Here is a 16,901-nt window from a genome sequence, read left to right on the forward strand (position 1 = left end):
TAAATTCGCCATACGGCGCAATAGACAATTCCCATTATTCACTACAAATGCTTTGTCCTTTACGTAAATATTGTTCTTCACGGTAAAAGAATTTCATAAATGCAACATTTGTGACAAGAACTCGATTAGAATGTTGAATTAAATAGCAAATTGGGAATGTAATATGTATCGTATTTTCGTTGTGAAAATTATAATTTTATTTATTTTAACCGGCTGTGGAGGTGGGGGAAGCAGCGTTGAAAATGGCAGTGGTGGTACACAAAACATCAAGCCCACCTCAATCTCAAGGCCGACTCCAACCGCTGGTGACTTTGTAACTTATCAGAGGAAAGCGGAACTTAGAAGGGGAAATGCTCCGCCTTACACTTATGTCCCTTATGGAGAATTTACCACTAATAGAGTCGTTTTCGTAAATGCGGATAGTTCCTACAAGCAGACTGAAACTTCCCATGGTTATTATCCCACCCCTAACTCGCTGCCAGAACGAATACAAAATACAAAAGCACAAGTTTTTTTTAGTTCTGATCACGGATTAAGTGCTTTTTATATTTTTAAAGACCAATATGAATGCAGATACACTCCACCATTTAGGAGGGAGCCTAACCTACTTACAGTTGGATTAATTTGGTCAATTGAGACAAAGGCAAACTGTTCAGTTGATGGAATACCAGATTCTTTTACAACAACTTATCAAGGCAAAGTTTTAGGTTTAGAGACAATTACAGTTCCAGCAGGGACTTTCAACACACTTAAGTACGAAATTACTTTGAAATCTGCAAACATTGAAAGTAACCCAAGTGCAATAGTAAATTGCTGGAAAGACACAGTTACTGGGCTGAATGTCAGATGTGATCAACTTCCAAGTGCTAGTTACCCAGGAGTAAACAGCAATGAACTAGTAGGCTACTCAATAGCAGGGCTAGGGAAAAAAAATCCGCCAATTGCTAGCTATGCTGGAGATTGGACAGGTCAATATTCTGGCAATGATCAAGGAAATTGCAAGTTGAAAATTGATATTTCGGGTGTTATCAGTGGAAGCTGCAACGGAGCAAAAGCCGGTACTTTTTTAATATCTGGATTAGTTAAAGAAGACGCTACAATCACATTTAACTTAAAAATGGGAAAAGAAACAAGCGCAACCTTTAATGGACAATTTCCTTCGCCGCAGACTTTATTTGGTACTTGGTTTAACAACAATGGCTTCAGCGGAGAATGGGCATTTGAACACGATTAACAAGTACGGGGACAGACCTTACATTTGACATGAGCCTGAGCACAGCAAGGGGATCAGTTCTAACATTCATACACTATGTTTGAATGTTAGAACTGATCCCATTTTTGTACAGGGTCGATTTAAAGCGATTTTGGCGCAGAAAGAATCCTATCTGTTTGAATTGGCGCGCTACATCGCCTTAAATCCGGTGCGTGCTGGCATGGTGCGTAGTGCCAAAGATTGGCCGTGGAGTAGTTATCGGGCTACTGCAGGATTGGCAGAAGGCGCGGCATGTTTGACGACCGATTGGGTTCTGGGTGGATTTGCCAAGACCAAGAATATCGCCCAACAGCGCTATCGTGAATTTGTACAGCAGGGCAAAGGACAGCCTTCGCCTTGGCAGAGCCTGAAGAATCAAATTTATCTCGGTGACGACGATTTTGTACTCGATATGCAATGTAAGCTCGATCCCGAACAATCACTCAAAGACATCCCCAAAAAACAAAAACAAGCGCCGATCAAACCATTGGATTATTTTGCCAATTTGGGAAATGCGCGAAACGAAAATATGGCAATGGCCTACTTAAGTGGGCACTACACATTAGAGCAAGTAGGTAGTCATTTTGGGGTGAGTTACGCGACGGTTAGTCGTGCTGTGAAACAGAAAGAGCGTGGTGTGGATTGATTGTTGAATGTCAAATGTAAGATCTGCCCCTTTGCCCTGCCCGCCGAGCGTCAATAGTCAAGAGTGCATTGCGTCATATGTTGACGGCGTTAAAACCAAATAATTTATTGACGCTTGATCAAGCATCTGTCGGGTGGTGTAATATACTTTTGCTATCGTTCATCACGCACTTTAAATAACTTATGAAAACCGAAATTATTCAATCGCTCACAACCAATTTTGAAGCGCATGCGCAGCGCACCGATCAAGGCGTGGAATTTTGGTTGGCACGGGATATTCAGCACCTGTTAGGTTATTCCAAGTGGGAAAATTTTCTTAATGTGCTCAGTAAAGCGAAGACAGCCTGCGAGGTCTCTGGACATGTCATAGAGAACCATTTTCCTGACGTCAGGAAAATGGTCGACTTAGGCTCAGGAAGCCAGCGTGAAGTTGATGATTTGATGTTGACTCGTTACGCTTGTTATTTGATTGCGCAAAATGGTGACCCGCGCAAACCAGAAATTGCCTTCGCGCAAACCTACTTTGCCGTACAAACGCGTAAAGCCGAATTGATCGAGCAACGCTTGTTAGAAACTGAACGTGTGACAGCGCGCAAGAAGTTATCTGAGACAGAAAAAGAATTATCGGCAGTGATCTACGAGCAAACAGGTGGCAATCAAGATTTTGCATTAATTCGCAGTAAAGGTGATCACGCACTTTTTGGTAAAACGACGCAAGCCATGAAAGCACAATGGCAAGTGCCAGACAATCGGCCATTGGCAGACTTTGCGCCCACTATCATTTTGAAAGCAAAAGATTTCGCTGCGGAGATTACTATCTTCAACGCCAAGCAGCATCAGATGGATAGTGAAACCGCGATTTCTAAAGAACATGTCACGAACAACCAAGCAGTGCGTGACACTTTACTACAGCGTGGCATTCGTCCTGAAAGTTTGCCTCCAAGCGAAGACGTGAAAAAAGTTGAGCGTCGCTTGAGTGCGGCAGATAAGAAAGTTTTGAAGAAGCCTGATGCCTTAGATTCGTGATTGCGAGAAGGCAGGAGCCACCCATTCGCGCAAAGCAGACGCTAGCGTTTGCCGTACAAGTGATCTTTCTTCGACGCCTCGCCCCCGACTCAAGCATTCGGGGGCGGGCGTTAGGTAGTGCAATGTTGCGTAAGTCCTCTATTTGGAAGTATCAGTCCGCCAAACCGAGAAGTTCCAGTCTTTGTTTTGCAAGCAGATATCTTGCGCGGACATCATCAATTTGCTGTTGCGTTAATTTCTTACCATAGGTGCGCAGTCCACCTTCGGTATCATTATGATGAATGCCCATAGCAAGCTTCAGATATTCCAACAGCAAAGGCTGCGCATCGAGATAGGAAATGGAATTGAGAGCTTGAGAAATTTTGTTGGCCTCAGCCCATTCGCCTTTTAGGACATGTTCTTGCATCGTAATACTTGCTTTGGGGAAGATCGTCCCTACACCGGTAATCCCACCGCATGCGCCAGCTAATCCTGCATGTACCGTGACGGAATCCACACCTGCCAAGATTTTTAAATCTTTGTTTTCTACTATCAGCGTTTCGATAATTGACACATCGAGTGTCGATATTTTAAGAGCGACGACTTCTGGTAGTGCAGACAGTTTTCTGAGTAGATCGGTTGACAGTGCATGATAGCCGGCTGCATCTGGATTGTTATACGGCATGATGGTGACGCCTACTTTTTTTGCAGTGGCTGCGGCAAGCGCATAGTAGGCATACATTTCTTCATCCGTAGGCGCTTCCTTGGTTTTTGGTGGCATGACCATGACGGTATTCACACCAACCGCTGCGAGTCCTTCAATGATAGTCGCAAGCGCTTCCTTGGTTTCTGCTGCGGCACCACTGATCAATGGGACATCGTATTCTTTAGCAACTGCAGATAGGGATTTGAGTAAAGCAAGACGCTGCTCGGGAGTCAGGTAACTGTTTTCACCTAGCGTACCAGAGGCGACCAATCCACCAAATCGGCTGCCGCCCTGGCCTTGTGCTCTTAAAACCAATGCGGCTTGTCTTTTTGTCTCATCAAAATCAATTTCGAGAGCACCTGATTCTGACTCTTTTAGCCATGTGAACACCGCTGGCATCACCGTATATCGCCAATCTTTGCTATTTGTTTCCATCATATTTCCCATTATTTTAGGACTTACGCAAAACAGACACTAGCGTCGTTGTTGTCACCTCGCCGTAGAAATGTACTGTCTTTGGCGACACACCTAGCTAGCGCAATTTTGCGTAAGCCCTACATTTAAAAACATTACATATAAATTCCACCAAATAGGTCATAGCAGTTGAACCACATTCGGTAAAACTGGAGGCTTATTGGGTTACGCCGTCAAAGGCTTAAATTAATGCTCTAAGCCCATTACATGCCAAAACTTGCCAAACTTCGGTCGCTCCCTGAGCGCATATTGTCTTTGCTATCGAGATCGCACTTTTAACTTCTATATCTGAACAACTGAAATAACAAACACCCACTCATCATATTTCCTTTCACCAAGAAGCAAAGGAAATTCAAGCAAGGCAATGAGCGCATAAATTAAGTATACTATTAATATATTAGATCGCATAGCCGAAATATTCAAGCCAATCGCCAGATCGTCAGTACATGTTCAGTCGAATAAAAAATCTGACGACATTTAATCGACAAAGCCATAAAAATAAGACAAGCCTGAGCTTGCCATTTCTGTAATTCACAATCCAAACTCGATCAAATGAATATTCTTGTTTGACTCCGTTACTCCATCACCCCCGAGAACAGAGCCAAGTCTTGACATAACACATTGATGACTTAAGCACGGTGTTGTGTTTGGCGTAAGGTAAGTCGGAATTGGATTATTGGGATGCTCAGAACAAGCCGACAATCGTAATGCTGCAATGGTCGCAGCCTAACAATTCGGTACTTACACAATGGCAGAAATCGCGAGCTATTTTGACGTGCATCAGATGATCGCGATTAGAGCGGTGTGGGTTGCAAAAAGGGATTTATGATGGATCTCTTAGTGTTAAAACTGATCCGGCTTTCCTGTACGATTTTTCAGTGAAAATCATTTATCTGCCGGAAAAAATCGATCGACCGTACTCACGAATTCCCAATCAATTTGCCTTGGAACGCGGGGCATTGTGCTTAGCTTATAAAATTCCACGACACGTTCGGCATATTCGTCAAGACTCGCGACGACGCCTTCGGCAAAACCATAATGCAATAAAATACTGGCCCCCAATCGCGAGGAAATGCTGGTACCGGGCATGGTCACGACCGGAATCCCGTTTTGAAGGGCAAACAAGCAAGAGCTACCGCCACTGAGGGGAATTGTATCGAGCAACACCGCTGGGCAAAAATCCGTAAATTGGGAAACGATTTCTACATTCTCCGGCAACGTCCCGAGGTAAGGATGGGGTGTGATGGTCCACAACTGTAGTTTGCAAGCCAGCCGTGCCGCTAGTTGTGCCGCAAAATACAGAAAACTCTTCGATATTTTAGGGGTGACACTCCAGATCCCAAGCGCCGTACCACGCCGGATGTGGATAAAATTGGTCGGTGGCGGCAACCAGCATCGCAAAGGTAGCGCCCGGCATGAGGCGATCGGTGACTGCGATAGAACTGGGTCTAATAGCTGACCGTCAATGAAGGGCAAAGGACAACTTTCAGCCACGCCAGCCCAAGTCAATTGGGTATTCGCGACGCCGCTTTTTAACAACTCAATAAACGTTACTGGATTCTGCAAGCCATGCAACTCGATAAACACCCGCATCTTTTTTGCGCGCAAGCTTTCCACTAATTCAGCTTCACAAGTGTAGTGGATCATCACCGCATTTTTAAATTTCTTGGCGGCCTCCAACATGGCGGGAATGGCGGTTCCATTGCGGGTTAACAGGATCAGGCCTACTCGGTCTAACGCAGCATGTGACTGCGCAGCAATGGCCTCCAGCGCAAAGTTTAAGCCAACCACATTGGCATCACAGCCTAGCCAAATGCCTTGTCCAGCGGGTAAAACTTCACGTTGATCGATCGCAAAGTGCTGTTGTACATAATTGAGCTGGGCTTGTTCCAATAATCCGCGTTCGGCCAGTAGTCTGCGCACGGGCATGGTGGCTAATTCATCCTTACCCAATCGGCCTTCAATCGCGGCGCGACAAATTTCACCCTCATAGCCTTGCATTGCATCAAACTGCAAACGTCCTGCCAGCACACAGTATAGCTTCACCAAACTTCGCACTCCGGGCAACGGCAGTTGCGTTAAGCGAGCCACATCAAGCTCTTGCAATTGTGCCGCCAATGCAATCACGTTAGCCAGCCAATAGTCGTCATCTACCTCAGGTAAACCCAACAAAAATTCATGTGCCGCATACGGTGCTTGAGCAGTTGACGTTGGTACCAACTGGCTCATCATGTAGCGATAGCTGTTCGCATGTTCGGGTTTGATAAACGATGGGAGTGGAAGGCTTAGATCAGACACGCAAGTTCCTTCATGTGAAACCAAGGGAGTAGCACAATTTTAATGCAAGCTGTCTATAAGTAGGATGAGAATTGACGCTTGGTTATGGGGAGATCAGAAGCCTACCAACTTGAATTGCCGCGTGACATAGTTTTCAATTATGTTGCCCGAGAATTTAGGGTTTGCTATCCAGGAAGCAGATTTTGTTGCGGCCTGTGGCTTTGGCTTGGTACATCGCTTGGTCGGCTAATTTGATGATGTCGATATCATTGTGTTGCAGGTGGCGTAGCAGGACGACGCCGATGCTGGCGGTGCAATGATGTTGAACGCAGGTTTGTTTGTGCGTGTTTGAAATATTGATTTGATAAGGCGCGGATAAGGAAGCGCGTATTTTTTCTGCGATGTCGCAAGCTAGCTGTTCGGCATGCGTTAGCTCACTTTCTAAATCGCTGAGGATCACCACAAATTCATCACCACCGAAGCGCGCGACGGTATCGACTTCGCGTACGCAGAGGCTGATGCGTAGTGCGACTTCTAGCAGCAGTAAATCGCCTGCGTTATGACCATGCTCATCATTGAGTGGTTTGAAATTGTCGAGGTCGATGAACAACACGGCAGCAAAACGATGGTGACGTCTGCAGGCGGCCTTGGTTTGTTCTAACCTATCGTCGAGCAGGCTGCGATTCGGCAGACCAGTGAGTGCATCATGGAAGGCCATATGCTGCATTTTCAATTCTATCCGTTTGCGTTCGATCGCGATGCTGGCGAGCTGTGCCGATTGTTCAATGATGTAGACATCCAAATCAGCGAGCGCATTTTTTTCTCGGTGATAGATGGCGAAGGTTCCCAATATTTGCAACTCGGATGAGAGTATCGGTTGCGACCAGCACGAGCCCAAACCTGCGCGCGCTGCAAGCTCGGCATACGGCTCCCAATAAGGATGGTTGGCGATATCATCCACCACCACACGCTGACCTAAAAATGCAGCCGTTCCACATGAGCCAACGCCTATACCGATCTCGACGCCATTGATAGCTTGGTTGTAGAACGTAGGTAAACTGGGGGCGACGCCATCGACTAGATGTTTGCCTTCTTTATCGAGCAATAAAATGCTACACATGAAGTTGGCATGCAGTAGCTCAACGCCGCGTACGATAGCTTCTAAAACGCTGGGTAAGGGGATATTTTTTGCCAGTAATTCTAAGGTGGAGCTGCGAAATTTTTCGTATTTTTCTAGCTGTTTGCGTTTGGTGATGTCGTGCGCAATACCTAAAATACCGATGAGTTTGCCGTCGGCAGTGTATAAAGGTGTTTTACTGGTTTCGAGTAGTTCGCGGTGTCCGTCATTGGCAAAGCTAATCCATTCTTCGTTGATGTGCAGGCCGCCTTTTTGCATGGCTAACAGATCGTTGGCGCGGAAAGAATCGGCCAATTCTTTGTTGACAAAATCATAGTCAGTACGACCTATGATGTCTTTTTCCAAAGCCCCAAAAAATTGTTCGAAGCGCCCGTTACAGGCAAGATAAACACCATCGGCGTTTTTCAGCCAAATCAGTGCGGGCAGAGCTTGAAGTATGGCGCGCAGATTATCTTCTGTGAAATTCGCCAGCGAAAGCATTTGTTGGTTCATACATGTCCAGACTGAGTATTCTTGTCCATTGTTGATGATGAATTTCAGACGCACGAACTACAAAACGGTATTTTTAACGGTATCTTTAATTAAGGCATGCATTAAAGAATTTACTTAATGCATCTAACTTGCAACTTAATTGAACTGTTGAATGACATTCTTTAATTCGCATAATGAAAAAATGAGAATTCGCACGATGTATGTGTTCTATCTTAAACCTATAACTCTTTAAGAAATGTGAAATATCGCAATAAACAGACACATTTAGCATGCTGCAGTGGGTGTGATTCTTGGTGGTTTTACCATGTCTATGGTCTGATCAAGCGATGTTGACCCACTGAGTTCACTCCCTAATCAAGCTATTAGTGAGCGTGAATTTCCGTTTTCAGTTGGACAATTTGCAGTATAGTTTTGCTAGCTCTGCGGTGCTGAAAGGTTAAACGCGAGGATCAAGCAATCCAACCACCGCTTGTTTAAAAAAAACAATCCTTGCTATAATCAAGCCCGAAGTTCACAGCGACTTCAATTTCCCACTCTCTCATAATAACAATAAAAAGGAGCTCATCATGAATGCAATCAACCTGTTCCCACTCCACGCTTTTTTTATTAGCGGGTTGCGTCAGGCTTAAGCGTAGTTCTTTCACTTCTACACGCTGACTAAGCAAATACAGCAGATTGTAGAGCAGAAAATTTTTAGATAAACAGAATTACGACCAAGACGTCCTGGCGGTGACCTGCATTTTTACAGGTTGAAACCGAATGGGCAATTCCTCATTACAACTCATCGCAGAAAATGTTTCTGTGATCGCCTCAGCAAAAACATGGATTGAAGGAGGCGCAATCCAGCAATTACAAACGACTGCAAAACTGCCTGGTATGCACAGGGTGGTTGGTATGCCTGATTTACATCCGGGGCGTGGCTATCCTGTGGGTGCGGCTTTCTTTTCGATTGGCCGCTTTTATCCCGCATTGATTGGTGGCGACATCGGTTGCGGTATGCGTTTATTAAAAACCGATCTGCCTATTGCTAAGCTTTCGCTCGACAAATTAGTCAAACGTTTGGGCAATATCGATGCGCCCCTGATCGAGCAAAACGATTATTGGCACGAGCGCGTGCGTGCTTGCCAATTGCAAGATAGTGGCTTTGAAGCTAGCTTGGGCACGATAGGCGGCGGTAATCATTTTGCTGAGTTACAGCAAATTACCGAGGTGTTTGATCAAGCGATTTTCTCTGCGCAGGGCTTGGATCGCAAACAGCTGATGTTGTTGGTGCATAGTGGTTCACGCGGTTTGGGTGGGCAGATTTTGCGCGAGCATATTGATCAGTTTGGACATCATGGGCTGGCTGAAGATGAGGCTGCTGCAAGCGCGTATTGGCAGCAACATCAGCAAGCCTTGGATTTTGCGCGATGTAATCGGGGTTTAATTGCCGAGCGTATCTGTGTGAATTTGGCGATGCAGGCCGAGCCGGTCTTAGACATTCATCACAATTTTTTGAGTGAAGTCAGCATTGATGGTGTGCGCGGCTTTTTGCATAGAAAAGGTGCGGCACCAGCGGATCAAGGTTTAATCGTGATTCCTGGTTCGCGTGGTGATTATTCGTTCGTGGTGCAAGCGCTAGATGGTGAGCTGGCCAGCCATAGTTTATTTTCACTGGCGCATGGCGCTGGGCGAAAGTGGATGCGTAGCGAATGTGAAGCGCGTCTTAAGCAGCGCTACACCGCGGCGCAATTAAGCAGAACCGCGTTGGATAGTCGGGTGGTGTGCCATGATAAAGGGCTGATTTTTGAAGAAGCGCCAGAGGCCTACAAACCTATTGACAGTGTGATTGAATCGCTGCAAGAGGCGGGTTTAATCAAGCTGGTCGCTAAGCTCAAGCCTTTGATCAGTTATAAAACTTCGGGTGGGTGCTGCGTATGATCTTAGTGCAAATCACCGCGGGTCAAGGACCCGAAGAATGTTGCCTTGGGGTGGCGAAAGCCTGGCAAGCTTTGCAAGCCGAAGCCAAGCGCCATGCTTGTCGCCTAGACTTAGTCGAGAGCGTTAGCGCTGCGCGAGCAGCTAACTACAAGTCCTTATTGCTGAGTCTTGAAGCTGATGATGCGAATTCATCGACCACATGGATACAGGAATGGCAGGGTAGTCTGCAGTGGATATGTGTAAGCCCTTATCGTTTGCGTTACCCGCGTAAAAATTGGTTTATCGGCGTACGCTTATTTGAGTGCGCACAGCGTGCTGCTGATCACGCGATTAGCTACCAAGCCTGTCGCGCCAGCGGCCCAGGCGGGCAACACGTCAACAAGACCGATAGCGCAATTCGCGCCACGCATCTGGCAAGTGGGATCACGGTGAAGGTGCAAACCGAACGCAGCCAATACGCAAATAAAAAATTGGCGGCGCTTTTGATTGCACAAAAACTTGCAGAACGTGATGAGCAGCAAGCACGTCAACAAAACCGTGACCGGCGACTCAGTCACTTTGAATTGGAGCGTGGCGGTGCTGGTTTGGTGTTTGTTGGTCTTGAATTTAAGCGTAGGTGATGTCGTGATGAAGGGGGAGCGATAATGATTTGAGTCTGGGACTTTAATGCGTTAAATGCCTGAGCATGTAAAACGCATTAAATCTTGACATAACATTTATTAAATAGGACAGTGTCGATGCAACATAAATCCAATCTTAAATGTATCTCTATCGTTGATTGAAAAATATGAATATAGATCTTTTTACGACAAGCAAAACCACAGGCGCAGCAGCGATTGAAACGCTGATGAAACTGCGTGGTGCTTATCCTCAAACAGGCGATTATCCTTTTTTGATCGGTGATGCCGCCGATGTAGAGCGCTTGCAAGAAGCGGCTGAATATAACGAACAGTCCGTCGATGAAATACTAGATGAAGCGACGCAGTTGGACGTAGCGGCGTGGATTCAAGAACGTCGTGCAGAAGCTGAAGAATATGAATTTAGTGACGATGAGGTGATAGGTGAGTGGCCTGATGACCTTGTTGAAAAGGGTGCGATTTCACTACATCGTGATATTCTTAGTGGCGAATTGAAGCCTGAGGTCTTTTTAGGGGCAGTAAAAATTGCCCAGCCTTGGCATTTACCTGCGACCTTAAAATATGGTGGCTGGAACGATTGCCCCGATCCCATCGTTCACTGTGCGATGCATCAATACTGGCAAAAAGAATTCGGCGCAGAAATCGTGAGCGTCTCAGGTGATGTGATTGAGTGCATAGTTACAAATCCCCCGCGTACCAAAGAAGCCGCGATCAAACTCGCATGGCAACAATATTGGTATTGCACGGATATTGTCGATCAAGGTTGCGAGACGATTTCTAATTTGGCTGCAAGCTTGTTGAATGCCGAGGTTTGGTATTTTTGGTGGGATTGAGGTGTTTCAGCATACCGCATTCGATGTATTAGATCGGACTGCTGTTTGTGCAATTGCGAAATGATGTCAGGTTCGATCTACCAATACAGCAGTCTCAATCTATACGAATGCACACTATAAAGTAATAAACATAGTATCAACACTACCCGTAAAGCCGCCTACTTTTACTTCAGTTACCCTTGAATTATCCGTCTTAACGGATGCGGTAATGATCGATGTGCAATTCATTGCCCTGCCTTGTTCAAAAACATAATCATTCCCCAAAGCGAGATGCTCTGCGAGATAACAGGCTAAGGCACCGCTGGCGCTACCGGTAGCGGATTCTTCGGAGATTCCAAATAATGGCGCAAAGTTACGACAACTTGCGGTGAACTTACTCCCTTGCTCGTATAGTTCAAAAACATGAAAGCCAATCACTTGATGCTTTTTGCAAAAGTCCGCGATCAGTTTATCATCAGGTTTTATTGCATCCAAATATCCACTAGGAACCGGGATCATCACATCAGGTAGTCCGGTTGAAATAACTTCAATTGGTAACTGTGTGCTTTCTAGTATGCGACTTTCAATACCAATCACTCTCGAAATTGCTTGGTATGAAAAGCAATCTATTATTTGAGGTAATTGCTGATCCATGACTACCTTGCCATTTGGCTCGATGAGCACGGATAGCAAGCCAGCTTTCGTGCGTTGTACATAAGAACCGGCGGTAATCATCCCCTTTTGGTACATGGTGGAAAAAGTAGCAAGCGTCGCGTGTCCACAAAAATCTACTTCAGCTGTTGTGGTAAAGAATGAGACCTCAAAATCAGCTTCATCATCCTGAGAAACAAAGGCCGTTTCTGAGTATCCAACAGCTTGGGCAATTTTTAGTTTTTGCGCATCCGATAATTGATCAGCATTAAAGACAACGCCAGCGGGGTTTCCGCCTTTTCCATTGGCCGTAAATGCATTGACCAAAGTGACTTCGATATTCACCAAAATTTCCTTTCTTGTATAAGGTCACAAACCTAGTGAACCCTAAGCCTAACCCTACTATCTTCAAATAATTAGGTACATATAATATTGCTTAGCCTAATGAATTTCACCAAAAATCCGCTAGATGAAATGTCACGCATGATAGCAATCAATCGCGCCGTCCTTTCAGAAATAATGTGCTTATTCGGTAGTCATAATTTTTGTTTTCAGTTAAGAGCTTTGCTGTGTAACTAGCTCAGCCATGCCATGTGCCGTTGCATCTTGGCCAGATCGTAAGCCTGCGGCTATATTGATGCGATCTTGTTGTGATCTGTTTTGACTTGTTTTCCATTTACCACTTAGGCGTGTCAGTGGGATTTCTATACCAACGATCGCGCTCATTAGTTTTTGAACATAATCATTGGGCGCATCATCTACTTTCCAAGGTATGGTTTGTTGGCGTTCTTGTTGATCAGTGAGGTGTCCGAGATGTTGGCGTAGCCATTGTGCATCGTCTTTGATCTGCAATCGACCATAGGCATGTACCACCGCAAAATTATAGGTGGGAACGACTTTGCCGCTGAGCTGTTTCTCCTCGTACCATGCTGGCGTTATATACGCTTGCGGTCCTTGGAACACGACTAAGGCTTCGTGTAAAACATTGAGATTTTTCCATACCGGATTGGCGCGCGCGACATGCCCGCGTAGCATGCCAAACGGTGCTTCTGTATTCGGTGTGACGATTTCGAACGGAATATGATTAGCGTTAATGCCGTCTTCTTCGACTGTGATCAAAGTTCCCAGAGGATAATTTTGCATCAGTTGAAACAAGCTGTCGTGATCGCTGACTTCAAAATGTTTTGGGGTGTACATGATTCGATTGATTCGCCATAAGAGAAATGCAAAAAGCCTATTTGTGTGTGGGAAGCTATTGTGTGCGCTGTATCGTCCATCCATTTGCCACGGCTGTAAAACCTACTTTGGGGTAGTAAGTCATGGCGCTTGGTACGGAAAGTAGCAGGAGCGTCGTCTTCGTACCGATACTTTCTCGCGTCAAATGAATTAATTGCTTCCCTATACCTTTGTGTTGGTAGTTTTGATCGACCGCGAGGTCGGATAAGTAGCAACAAAAACAGAAGTCGCTGAGGGAGCGCGCAACGCCAATTAATTTTTCATCGTCCCAAGCCGTGATCAATAAGCTGGCATGCTCCAGCATTTGCGCCATTCTTGCTAGATCTTCGGTAGGACGTTTTAAGCCCGCACGTTGAAAAATTTCAGCAAGCTGGGTTGGCGTGATGCTGGCGTCGAGTCGGTAGTGAATAGTTTGCATGGAGTAGCTCTGTGGTGTGAATGCAGGAAATTGTAGGTACATGATTGGCTTTTTAAAAGTGCCAATTAGAGCTAATATTGAGCTACCAATTTTTTGGCAATACCGATAACGTGAACCGCACTTACGATGCATATTTCTTTATTTTTGACGTCCTTACAGCTCACGCGCAATTCAGATACGCCACTGTTTCGGCAACTGTACGCCGCAATCAAACAGGCGATCTTGAACGGCGCGCTGCCAGTCGGAATGCAGCTACCGCCTAGCCGAGAGTTTTGTCAGCATTTGGCTATCTCCCGACAAACGGTGTTGAACGCGTATGAATTATTGCTAGCAGAAGGCTATCTATCGGGAACAGTCGGCAAAGGCACTTATGTCAATGTTGATTTACCTCAGCCTCCCGCGAAGCGAACACTGGTGCATACAAAATCAACGAAATCAACTATGCCAACCACAACAACGACGCCAATCGCGCCAGCCTTATCGAAGCGAGGACGACAATTTCTAGAATTTGCCAGTCCGGCACCAGTGCATCACGACAAGTCGCGCGCCTTTAGAGTGAGTATGCCCGGTTTAGATGTGTTTCCATTTGATGTGTGGTCGCGCTTGGAAGCACGTCGCTGGCGTCATCATGAGAACAAACTTGGCTATAGTGATCCCGCAGGAGATGCTCGCCTGCGCGAGTTATTAGCCGTCTATTTAAAAACGTCGAGAGGGGTGGATTGCCTGCCAGAGCAAATCATCATTACCTCGGGTTCACAACAAGCCTTATATTTATTAGCCAGCACCTTGCTCGATCCCGGGGAGCGTGCATGGGTAGAATCGCCAGGTTATCGCGGGGCGATTTCTGCCCTTTATGCAGCGCAAGCTGAGGTGTGTCATATACCTGTCGATCAAGAGGGATTCGATGTCGATTTTGCGGCACGACATTATCTGCATGCAAAAGTCGTCTGCGTCACGCCATCGCGCCATCTTCCCTTGGGCATGACCATGAGTTTGCAACGGCGCTTAGATTTATTGGCGTGGGCTAAAGCGCATTCGGCGTGGATTATTGAAGATGATTATGACAGCGAATACCGCTATAAAGGCGCACCTATCGCTTCGCTGCAAAGCCTGGACAACAATGGCAATGTGGTTTATGTCGGCACCATGTCGAAAGTCTTATTTCCAGGTTTGCGTCTTGGTTACATGGTCGTGCCAACAGATTTAGTGGCTCACGTTATTCAAGCAAAATCGATGCTTGATCGACATACCGCGATTGTGCCGCAGATGGTATTGGCCGACTTCATTAGTGAAGGACACTTTGGTCGACACATCAAACGTACGCGCAAGCTATACGCCCAAAGGCAAGCGACACTATTGGACGCCATTCAGTTTTATCTCGCAGACGAGCTAGATTGTGGCCACGCTGATGGTGGACTGGACCTCGCTGTGCATTTTAGGACGCGACGTTCGGAGGCTGCCGTGGTGCAAGCTGGCGCGGCTGCGGGTTTGGAATTGCGACCCTTGTCGTTCTTCCTGTCGCCAAGAGCGGAGTATGTGAGTCCCGCATATTCACCCGGCTTATTGTTGGGATTCTCTTCGTTGAATGAAGATGAAATCATGTCGAGTAGTTTGCTCTTACGTGAGGTGTTGTCGTCAACGAAGCGATCACGCTCAACTACTTGATAGCGCCTTTTCGAACCATTTTTCTGACAACTAGTAGCTAAAACCTGCGCTGATAACGCGATTCATCAGCTCCGCTCTGTCATCTAAATCGCCTATTTTTTGACAGCCTTAGCATTCGATAGCCGTGCCAGTTTTAATGCTAATTCCCATTCGGGATCACGGCCTTTGAGATAATCCTCTATCGTACGTTGTACCGGATAATCAGGCATCACACCGCGGTCGTTTGCATGCGGACCTAAGGTGCTTAATTGGTAGGTCATGAGTGGCACAACTAATCGCACTTTGGTGTTGGGTAAGGTCAAAATCATATTGTTGCCGGAAGTGCTGCCAAAATAGCCGCCGCCTGATTCTTCACCAATGAAAGTGGCGCGCTTATGGGTATGCGCTTGTGTCAGAAATTCGGCTGTGGTGGAAAAGCTGCCACCATTGATGAGGATAAAGACGCGTCCTTGAAACGTCGGCAAGCTGGGCTGTTGTAAGCCGAGATTAGGATGTTTTAGAAAGTTGAATTGACCATCGGGGCGTGCCGATAGCCATTTTGCTTTTAATTGAATCGGTCTTTCCGCGTATTGGCTCATGGCGTAATGATCCGTTTTGACGGTGAGTTGGTCGTAGTAAGAAAACGGTTTATCGACCAAATACGAGAAGAGTAATTTGCCCAATGCATCTTCGCCGCCACCGTTATCGCGCAGGTCGAGTATGAGGGTTTTTGATCCTTTGTCGCGGATAGCTTCAAATACGGTTTGCAACATAGATGCGCCGTCCTCGTCCGCTTCGGCATCGTTGAAATTATCGATTTTAACGTGCGCGATTTTGCCATCGTCTAAGAATGCATAGCTGAGATAGCGTATCGAATCTTGGTCTTGCGGATACAGCATGAGAGAAGCTTGTTTTAAGCTGCTGAATTCCTGTCCTGCAATATCACGTTGTTCGGTGCGACCAGATTTGGCATCGCGTAAGGTGACTTTGAATTGCTCACGCATATCCAGCAAGGTATAGAGCTGCTCTTTGAATGCACGTCCTACTTCTATGGCACGCATGCTGGGAATTTTACCGTCGCCGTGCATTGCGACGGTCATGGTGTTGACTATCTGCTGAGTCGGTATGCCATTAATGCTTAGAATTTCTCGTCCAGCTAGCTTGCCACCTTCGGCAAAATCTCGGAAAACGAATACCCGGCCTTTGATTAGTTTCACATCCATAGGGAATAGCGAGGTTTTGTTCAGCGCGTCTTTGATCGTTCTAGGAAGTAAGGCTGTAGTATGACCGCAAGCAATGCTGGCGACTACGGGTTTCAGCAGGCGATAAAAGCCCAAAGCATCGGTGCTGTTATCGAGTGCTCGTTGCGCATCGCTAAAGTGTTGATCGACCATCGCTTTGGAAGTGTAGCGATAAATGCCACCATGGCCTTCTTCTAGCGCTTGTTTGGCGATCTGTAAGTCTTCCTGTAATTGCTTAGGGGTGAATGTGTTGACCTGTGCGATAGCGGAGGCAGTGAGGCTGAGCGAGCTTAGGCTGAATATAGTCAGGCTGAAGGTAGCGAGTAAGGCGCGTCTCATGAGCGTCCTAGAT

Annotated in this window: 14 protein-coding genes; 7 read left to right on the forward strand and 7 right to left on the reverse strand. The window is 46.3% G+C overall.

Annotated elements, in window-relative coordinates:
• Positions 1-163: 163 nt before the first annotated feature.
• The 3 genes from ACFFJH_RS12635 to dinD all read left to right on the forward strand — a co-directional run bounded on the left by ACFFJH_RS12635 (position 164) and on the right by dinD (position 2,923).
• On the forward strand, positions 164-1,234 hold the full coding sequence (locus ACFFJH_RS12635; protein WP_390213155.1) for a hypothetical protein: 1,071 nt from the start codon (positions 164-166) through the stop codon (positions 1,232-1,234).
• 79 nt (positions 1,235-1,313) lie between these two features.
• On the forward strand, positions 1,314-1,898 hold the full coding sequence (locus tag ACFFJH_RS12640; RefSeq protein ID WP_390213156.1) for a transposase: 585 nt from the start codon (positions 1,314-1,316) through the stop codon (positions 1,896-1,898).
• A gap of 182 nt (positions 1,899-2,080) precedes the next feature.
• Positions 2,081-2,923: a DNA damage-inducible protein D gene (gene dinD / locus ACFFJH_RS12645; protein ID WP_390213157.1), complete on the forward strand. Its 843-nt coding sequence runs from the start codon at positions 2,081-2,083 to the stop codon at positions 2,921-2,923.
• A gap of 151 nt (positions 2,924-3,074) precedes the next feature.
• On the opposite strand, the gene ACFFJH_RS12650 is transcribed toward dinD, so the two are convergent.
• The 3 genes from ACFFJH_RS12650 to ACFFJH_RS12660 all read right to left on the reverse strand — a co-directional run bounded on the left by ACFFJH_RS12650 (position 3,075) and on the right by ACFFJH_RS12660 (position 7,989).
• Positions 3,075-4,046: a dihydrodipicolinate synthase family protein gene (locus ACFFJH_RS12650; protein WP_390213158.1), complete on the reverse strand. Its 972-nt coding sequence runs from the start codon at positions 4,044-4,046 to the stop codon at positions 3,075-3,077.
• Positions 4,047-4,967: 921 nt separating this feature from the next.
• Positions 4,968-6,380 carry a hypothetical protein gene (locus ACFFJH_RS12655; RefSeq protein WP_390213160.1) on the reverse strand — a complete coding sequence of 471 codons (1,413 nt, stop codon included), beginning with the start codon at positions 6,378-6,380 and terminating at the stop codon, positions 4,968-4,970.
• A gap of 154 nt (positions 6,381-6,534) precedes the next feature.
• Positions 6,535-7,989 carry a sensor domain-containing protein gene (locus ACFFJH_RS12660; RefSeq protein WP_390213161.1) on the reverse strand — a complete coding sequence of 485 codons (1,455 nt, stop codon included), beginning with the start codon at positions 7,987-7,989 and terminating at the stop codon, positions 6,535-6,537.
• A gap of 759 nt (positions 7,990-8,748) precedes the next feature.
• On the opposite strand from ACFFJH_RS12660, the gene ACFFJH_RS12665 reads away from it, so the two are divergent.
• The 3 genes from ACFFJH_RS12665 (at position 8,749) to ACFFJH_RS12675 (ending at position 11,380) form a co-directional block, all read left to right on the forward strand.
• Positions 8,749-9,909 carry an RNA ligase RtcB family protein gene (locus ACFFJH_RS12665; RefSeq protein ID WP_390213162.1) on the forward strand — a complete coding sequence of 387 codons (1,161 nt, stop codon included), beginning with the start codon at positions 8,749-8,751 and terminating at the stop codon, positions 9,907-9,909.
• A complete protein-coding gene (gene prfH / locus ACFFJH_RS12670) occupies positions 9,906-10,529 on the forward strand; it encodes a peptide chain release factor H (RefSeq protein ID WP_390213163.1) in 624 nt (207 codons plus the stop codon). The genes ACFFJH_RS12665 and prfH overlap by 4 nt, the downstream gene beginning before the upstream one ends.
• 167 nt (positions 10,530-10,696) lie before the next feature.
• Positions 10,697-11,380, forward strand: a complete 684-nt coding sequence (locus tag ACFFJH_RS12675) for a DUF4253 domain-containing protein (RefSeq protein WP_390213165.1) — start codon at positions 10,697-10,699, stop codon at positions 11,378-11,380.
• Positions 11,381-11,494: 114 nt separating this feature from the next.
• Here ACFFJH_RS12675 and ACFFJH_RS12680 read toward each other — a convergent pair whose 3' ends face one another.
• The 3 genes from ACFFJH_RS12680 to ACFFJH_RS12690 all read right to left on the reverse strand — a co-directional run bounded on the left by ACFFJH_RS12680 (position 11,495) and on the right by ACFFJH_RS12690 (position 13,706).
• The gene (locus ACFFJH_RS12680; RefSeq protein WP_390213166.1) at positions 11,495-12,355 is read right to left on the reverse strand and encodes a PhzF family phenazine biosynthesis protein; all 861 of its coding nucleotides are present in this window, start codon (positions 12,353-12,355) and stop codon (positions 11,495-11,497) included.
• A gap of 210 nt (positions 12,356-12,565) precedes the next feature.
• Positions 12,566-13,207 carry an FMN-binding negative transcriptional regulator gene (locus ACFFJH_RS12685; protein ID WP_390213167.1) on the reverse strand — a complete coding sequence of 214 codons (642 nt, stop codon included), beginning with the start codon at positions 13,205-13,207 and terminating at the stop codon, positions 12,566-12,568.
• A 55-nt stretch (positions 13,208-13,262) separates the two neighbouring features.
• Positions 13,263-13,706: a GNAT family N-acetyltransferase gene (locus tag ACFFJH_RS12690; protein WP_390213168.1), complete on the reverse strand. Its 444-nt coding sequence runs from the start codon at positions 13,704-13,706 to the stop codon at positions 13,263-13,265.
• Positions 13,707-13,790: 84 nt separating this feature from the next.
• Here ACFFJH_RS12690 and pdxR point away from each other — a divergent pair, with 84 nt between their 5' ends.
• Positions 13,791-15,329 (forward strand): MocR-like pyridoxine biosynthesis transcription factor PdxR, encoded by a 1,539-nt coding sequence (gene pdxR, locus ACFFJH_RS12695; RefSeq protein WP_390213169.1) that lies wholly within the window; start codon positions 13,791-13,793, stop codon positions 15,327-15,329.
• A gap of 92 nt (positions 15,330-15,421) precedes the next feature.
• On the opposite strand, the gene ACFFJH_RS12700 is transcribed toward pdxR, so the two are convergent.
• Complete coding sequence (locus ACFFJH_RS12700; RefSeq protein ID WP_390213170.1) at positions 15,422-16,888, reverse strand: S41 family peptidase; 1,467 nt, start codon at positions 16,886-16,888, stop codon at positions 15,422-15,424.
• Between the last annotated feature and the right edge of the window lie 13 nt (positions 16,889-16,901).

Source organism: Affinundibacterium danionis (assembly GCF_042432465.1).
Lineage (GTDB): Bacteria > Pseudomonadota > Gammaproteobacteria > Burkholderiales > Burkholderiaceae_D > Undibacterium > Undibacterium danionis.

What these genes read in the sequence shown, in the direction of transcription:
- ACFFJH_RS12660 (WP_390213161.1), bottom strand. Translation starts at nt 7,989, where the DNA reads ATGAACCAACAAATGCTTTCGCTGGCGAATTTCACAGAAGATAATCTG.
- prfH (WP_390213163.1), top strand. Translation starts at nt 9,906, where the DNA reads ATGATCTTAGTGCAAATCACCGCGGGTCAAGGACCCGAAGAATGTTGC.
- ACFFJH_RS12690 (WP_390213168.1), bottom strand. Translation starts at nt 13,706, where the DNA reads ATGTACCTACAATTTCCTGCATTCACACCACAGAGCTACTCCATGCAA.
- ACFFJH_RS12665 (WP_390213162.1), top strand. Translation starts at nt 8,749, where the DNA reads ATGGGCAATTCCTCATTACAACTCATCGCAGAAAATGTTTCTGTGATC.
- ACFFJH_RS12650 (WP_390213158.1), bottom strand. Translation starts at nt 4,046, where the DNA reads ATGATGGAAACAAATAGCAAAGATTGGCGATATACGGTGATGCCAGCG.
- ACFFJH_RS12685 (WP_390213167.1), bottom strand. Translation starts at nt 13,207, where the DNA reads ATGTACACCCCAAAACATTTTGAAGTCAGCGATCACGACAGCTTGTTT.
- ACFFJH_RS12635 (WP_390213155.1), top strand. Translation starts at nt 164, where the DNA reads ATGTATCGTATTTTCGTTGTGAAAATTATAATTTTATTTATTTTAACC.
- dinD (WP_390213157.1), top strand. Translation starts at nt 2,081, where the DNA reads ATGAAAACCGAAATTATTCAATCGCTCACAACCAATTTTGAAGCGCAT.
- ACFFJH_RS12700 (WP_390213170.1), bottom strand. Translation starts at nt 16,888, where the DNA reads ATGAGACGCGCCTTACTCGCTACCTTCAGCCTGACTATATTCAGCCTA.
- ACFFJH_RS12675 (WP_390213165.1), top strand. Translation starts at nt 10,697, where the DNA reads ATGAATATAGATCTTTTTACGACAAGCAAAACCACAGGCGCAGCAGCG.
- pdxR (WP_390213169.1), top strand. Translation starts at nt 13,791, where the DNA reads ATGCATATTTCTTTATTTTTGACGTCCTTACAGCTCACGCGCAATTCA.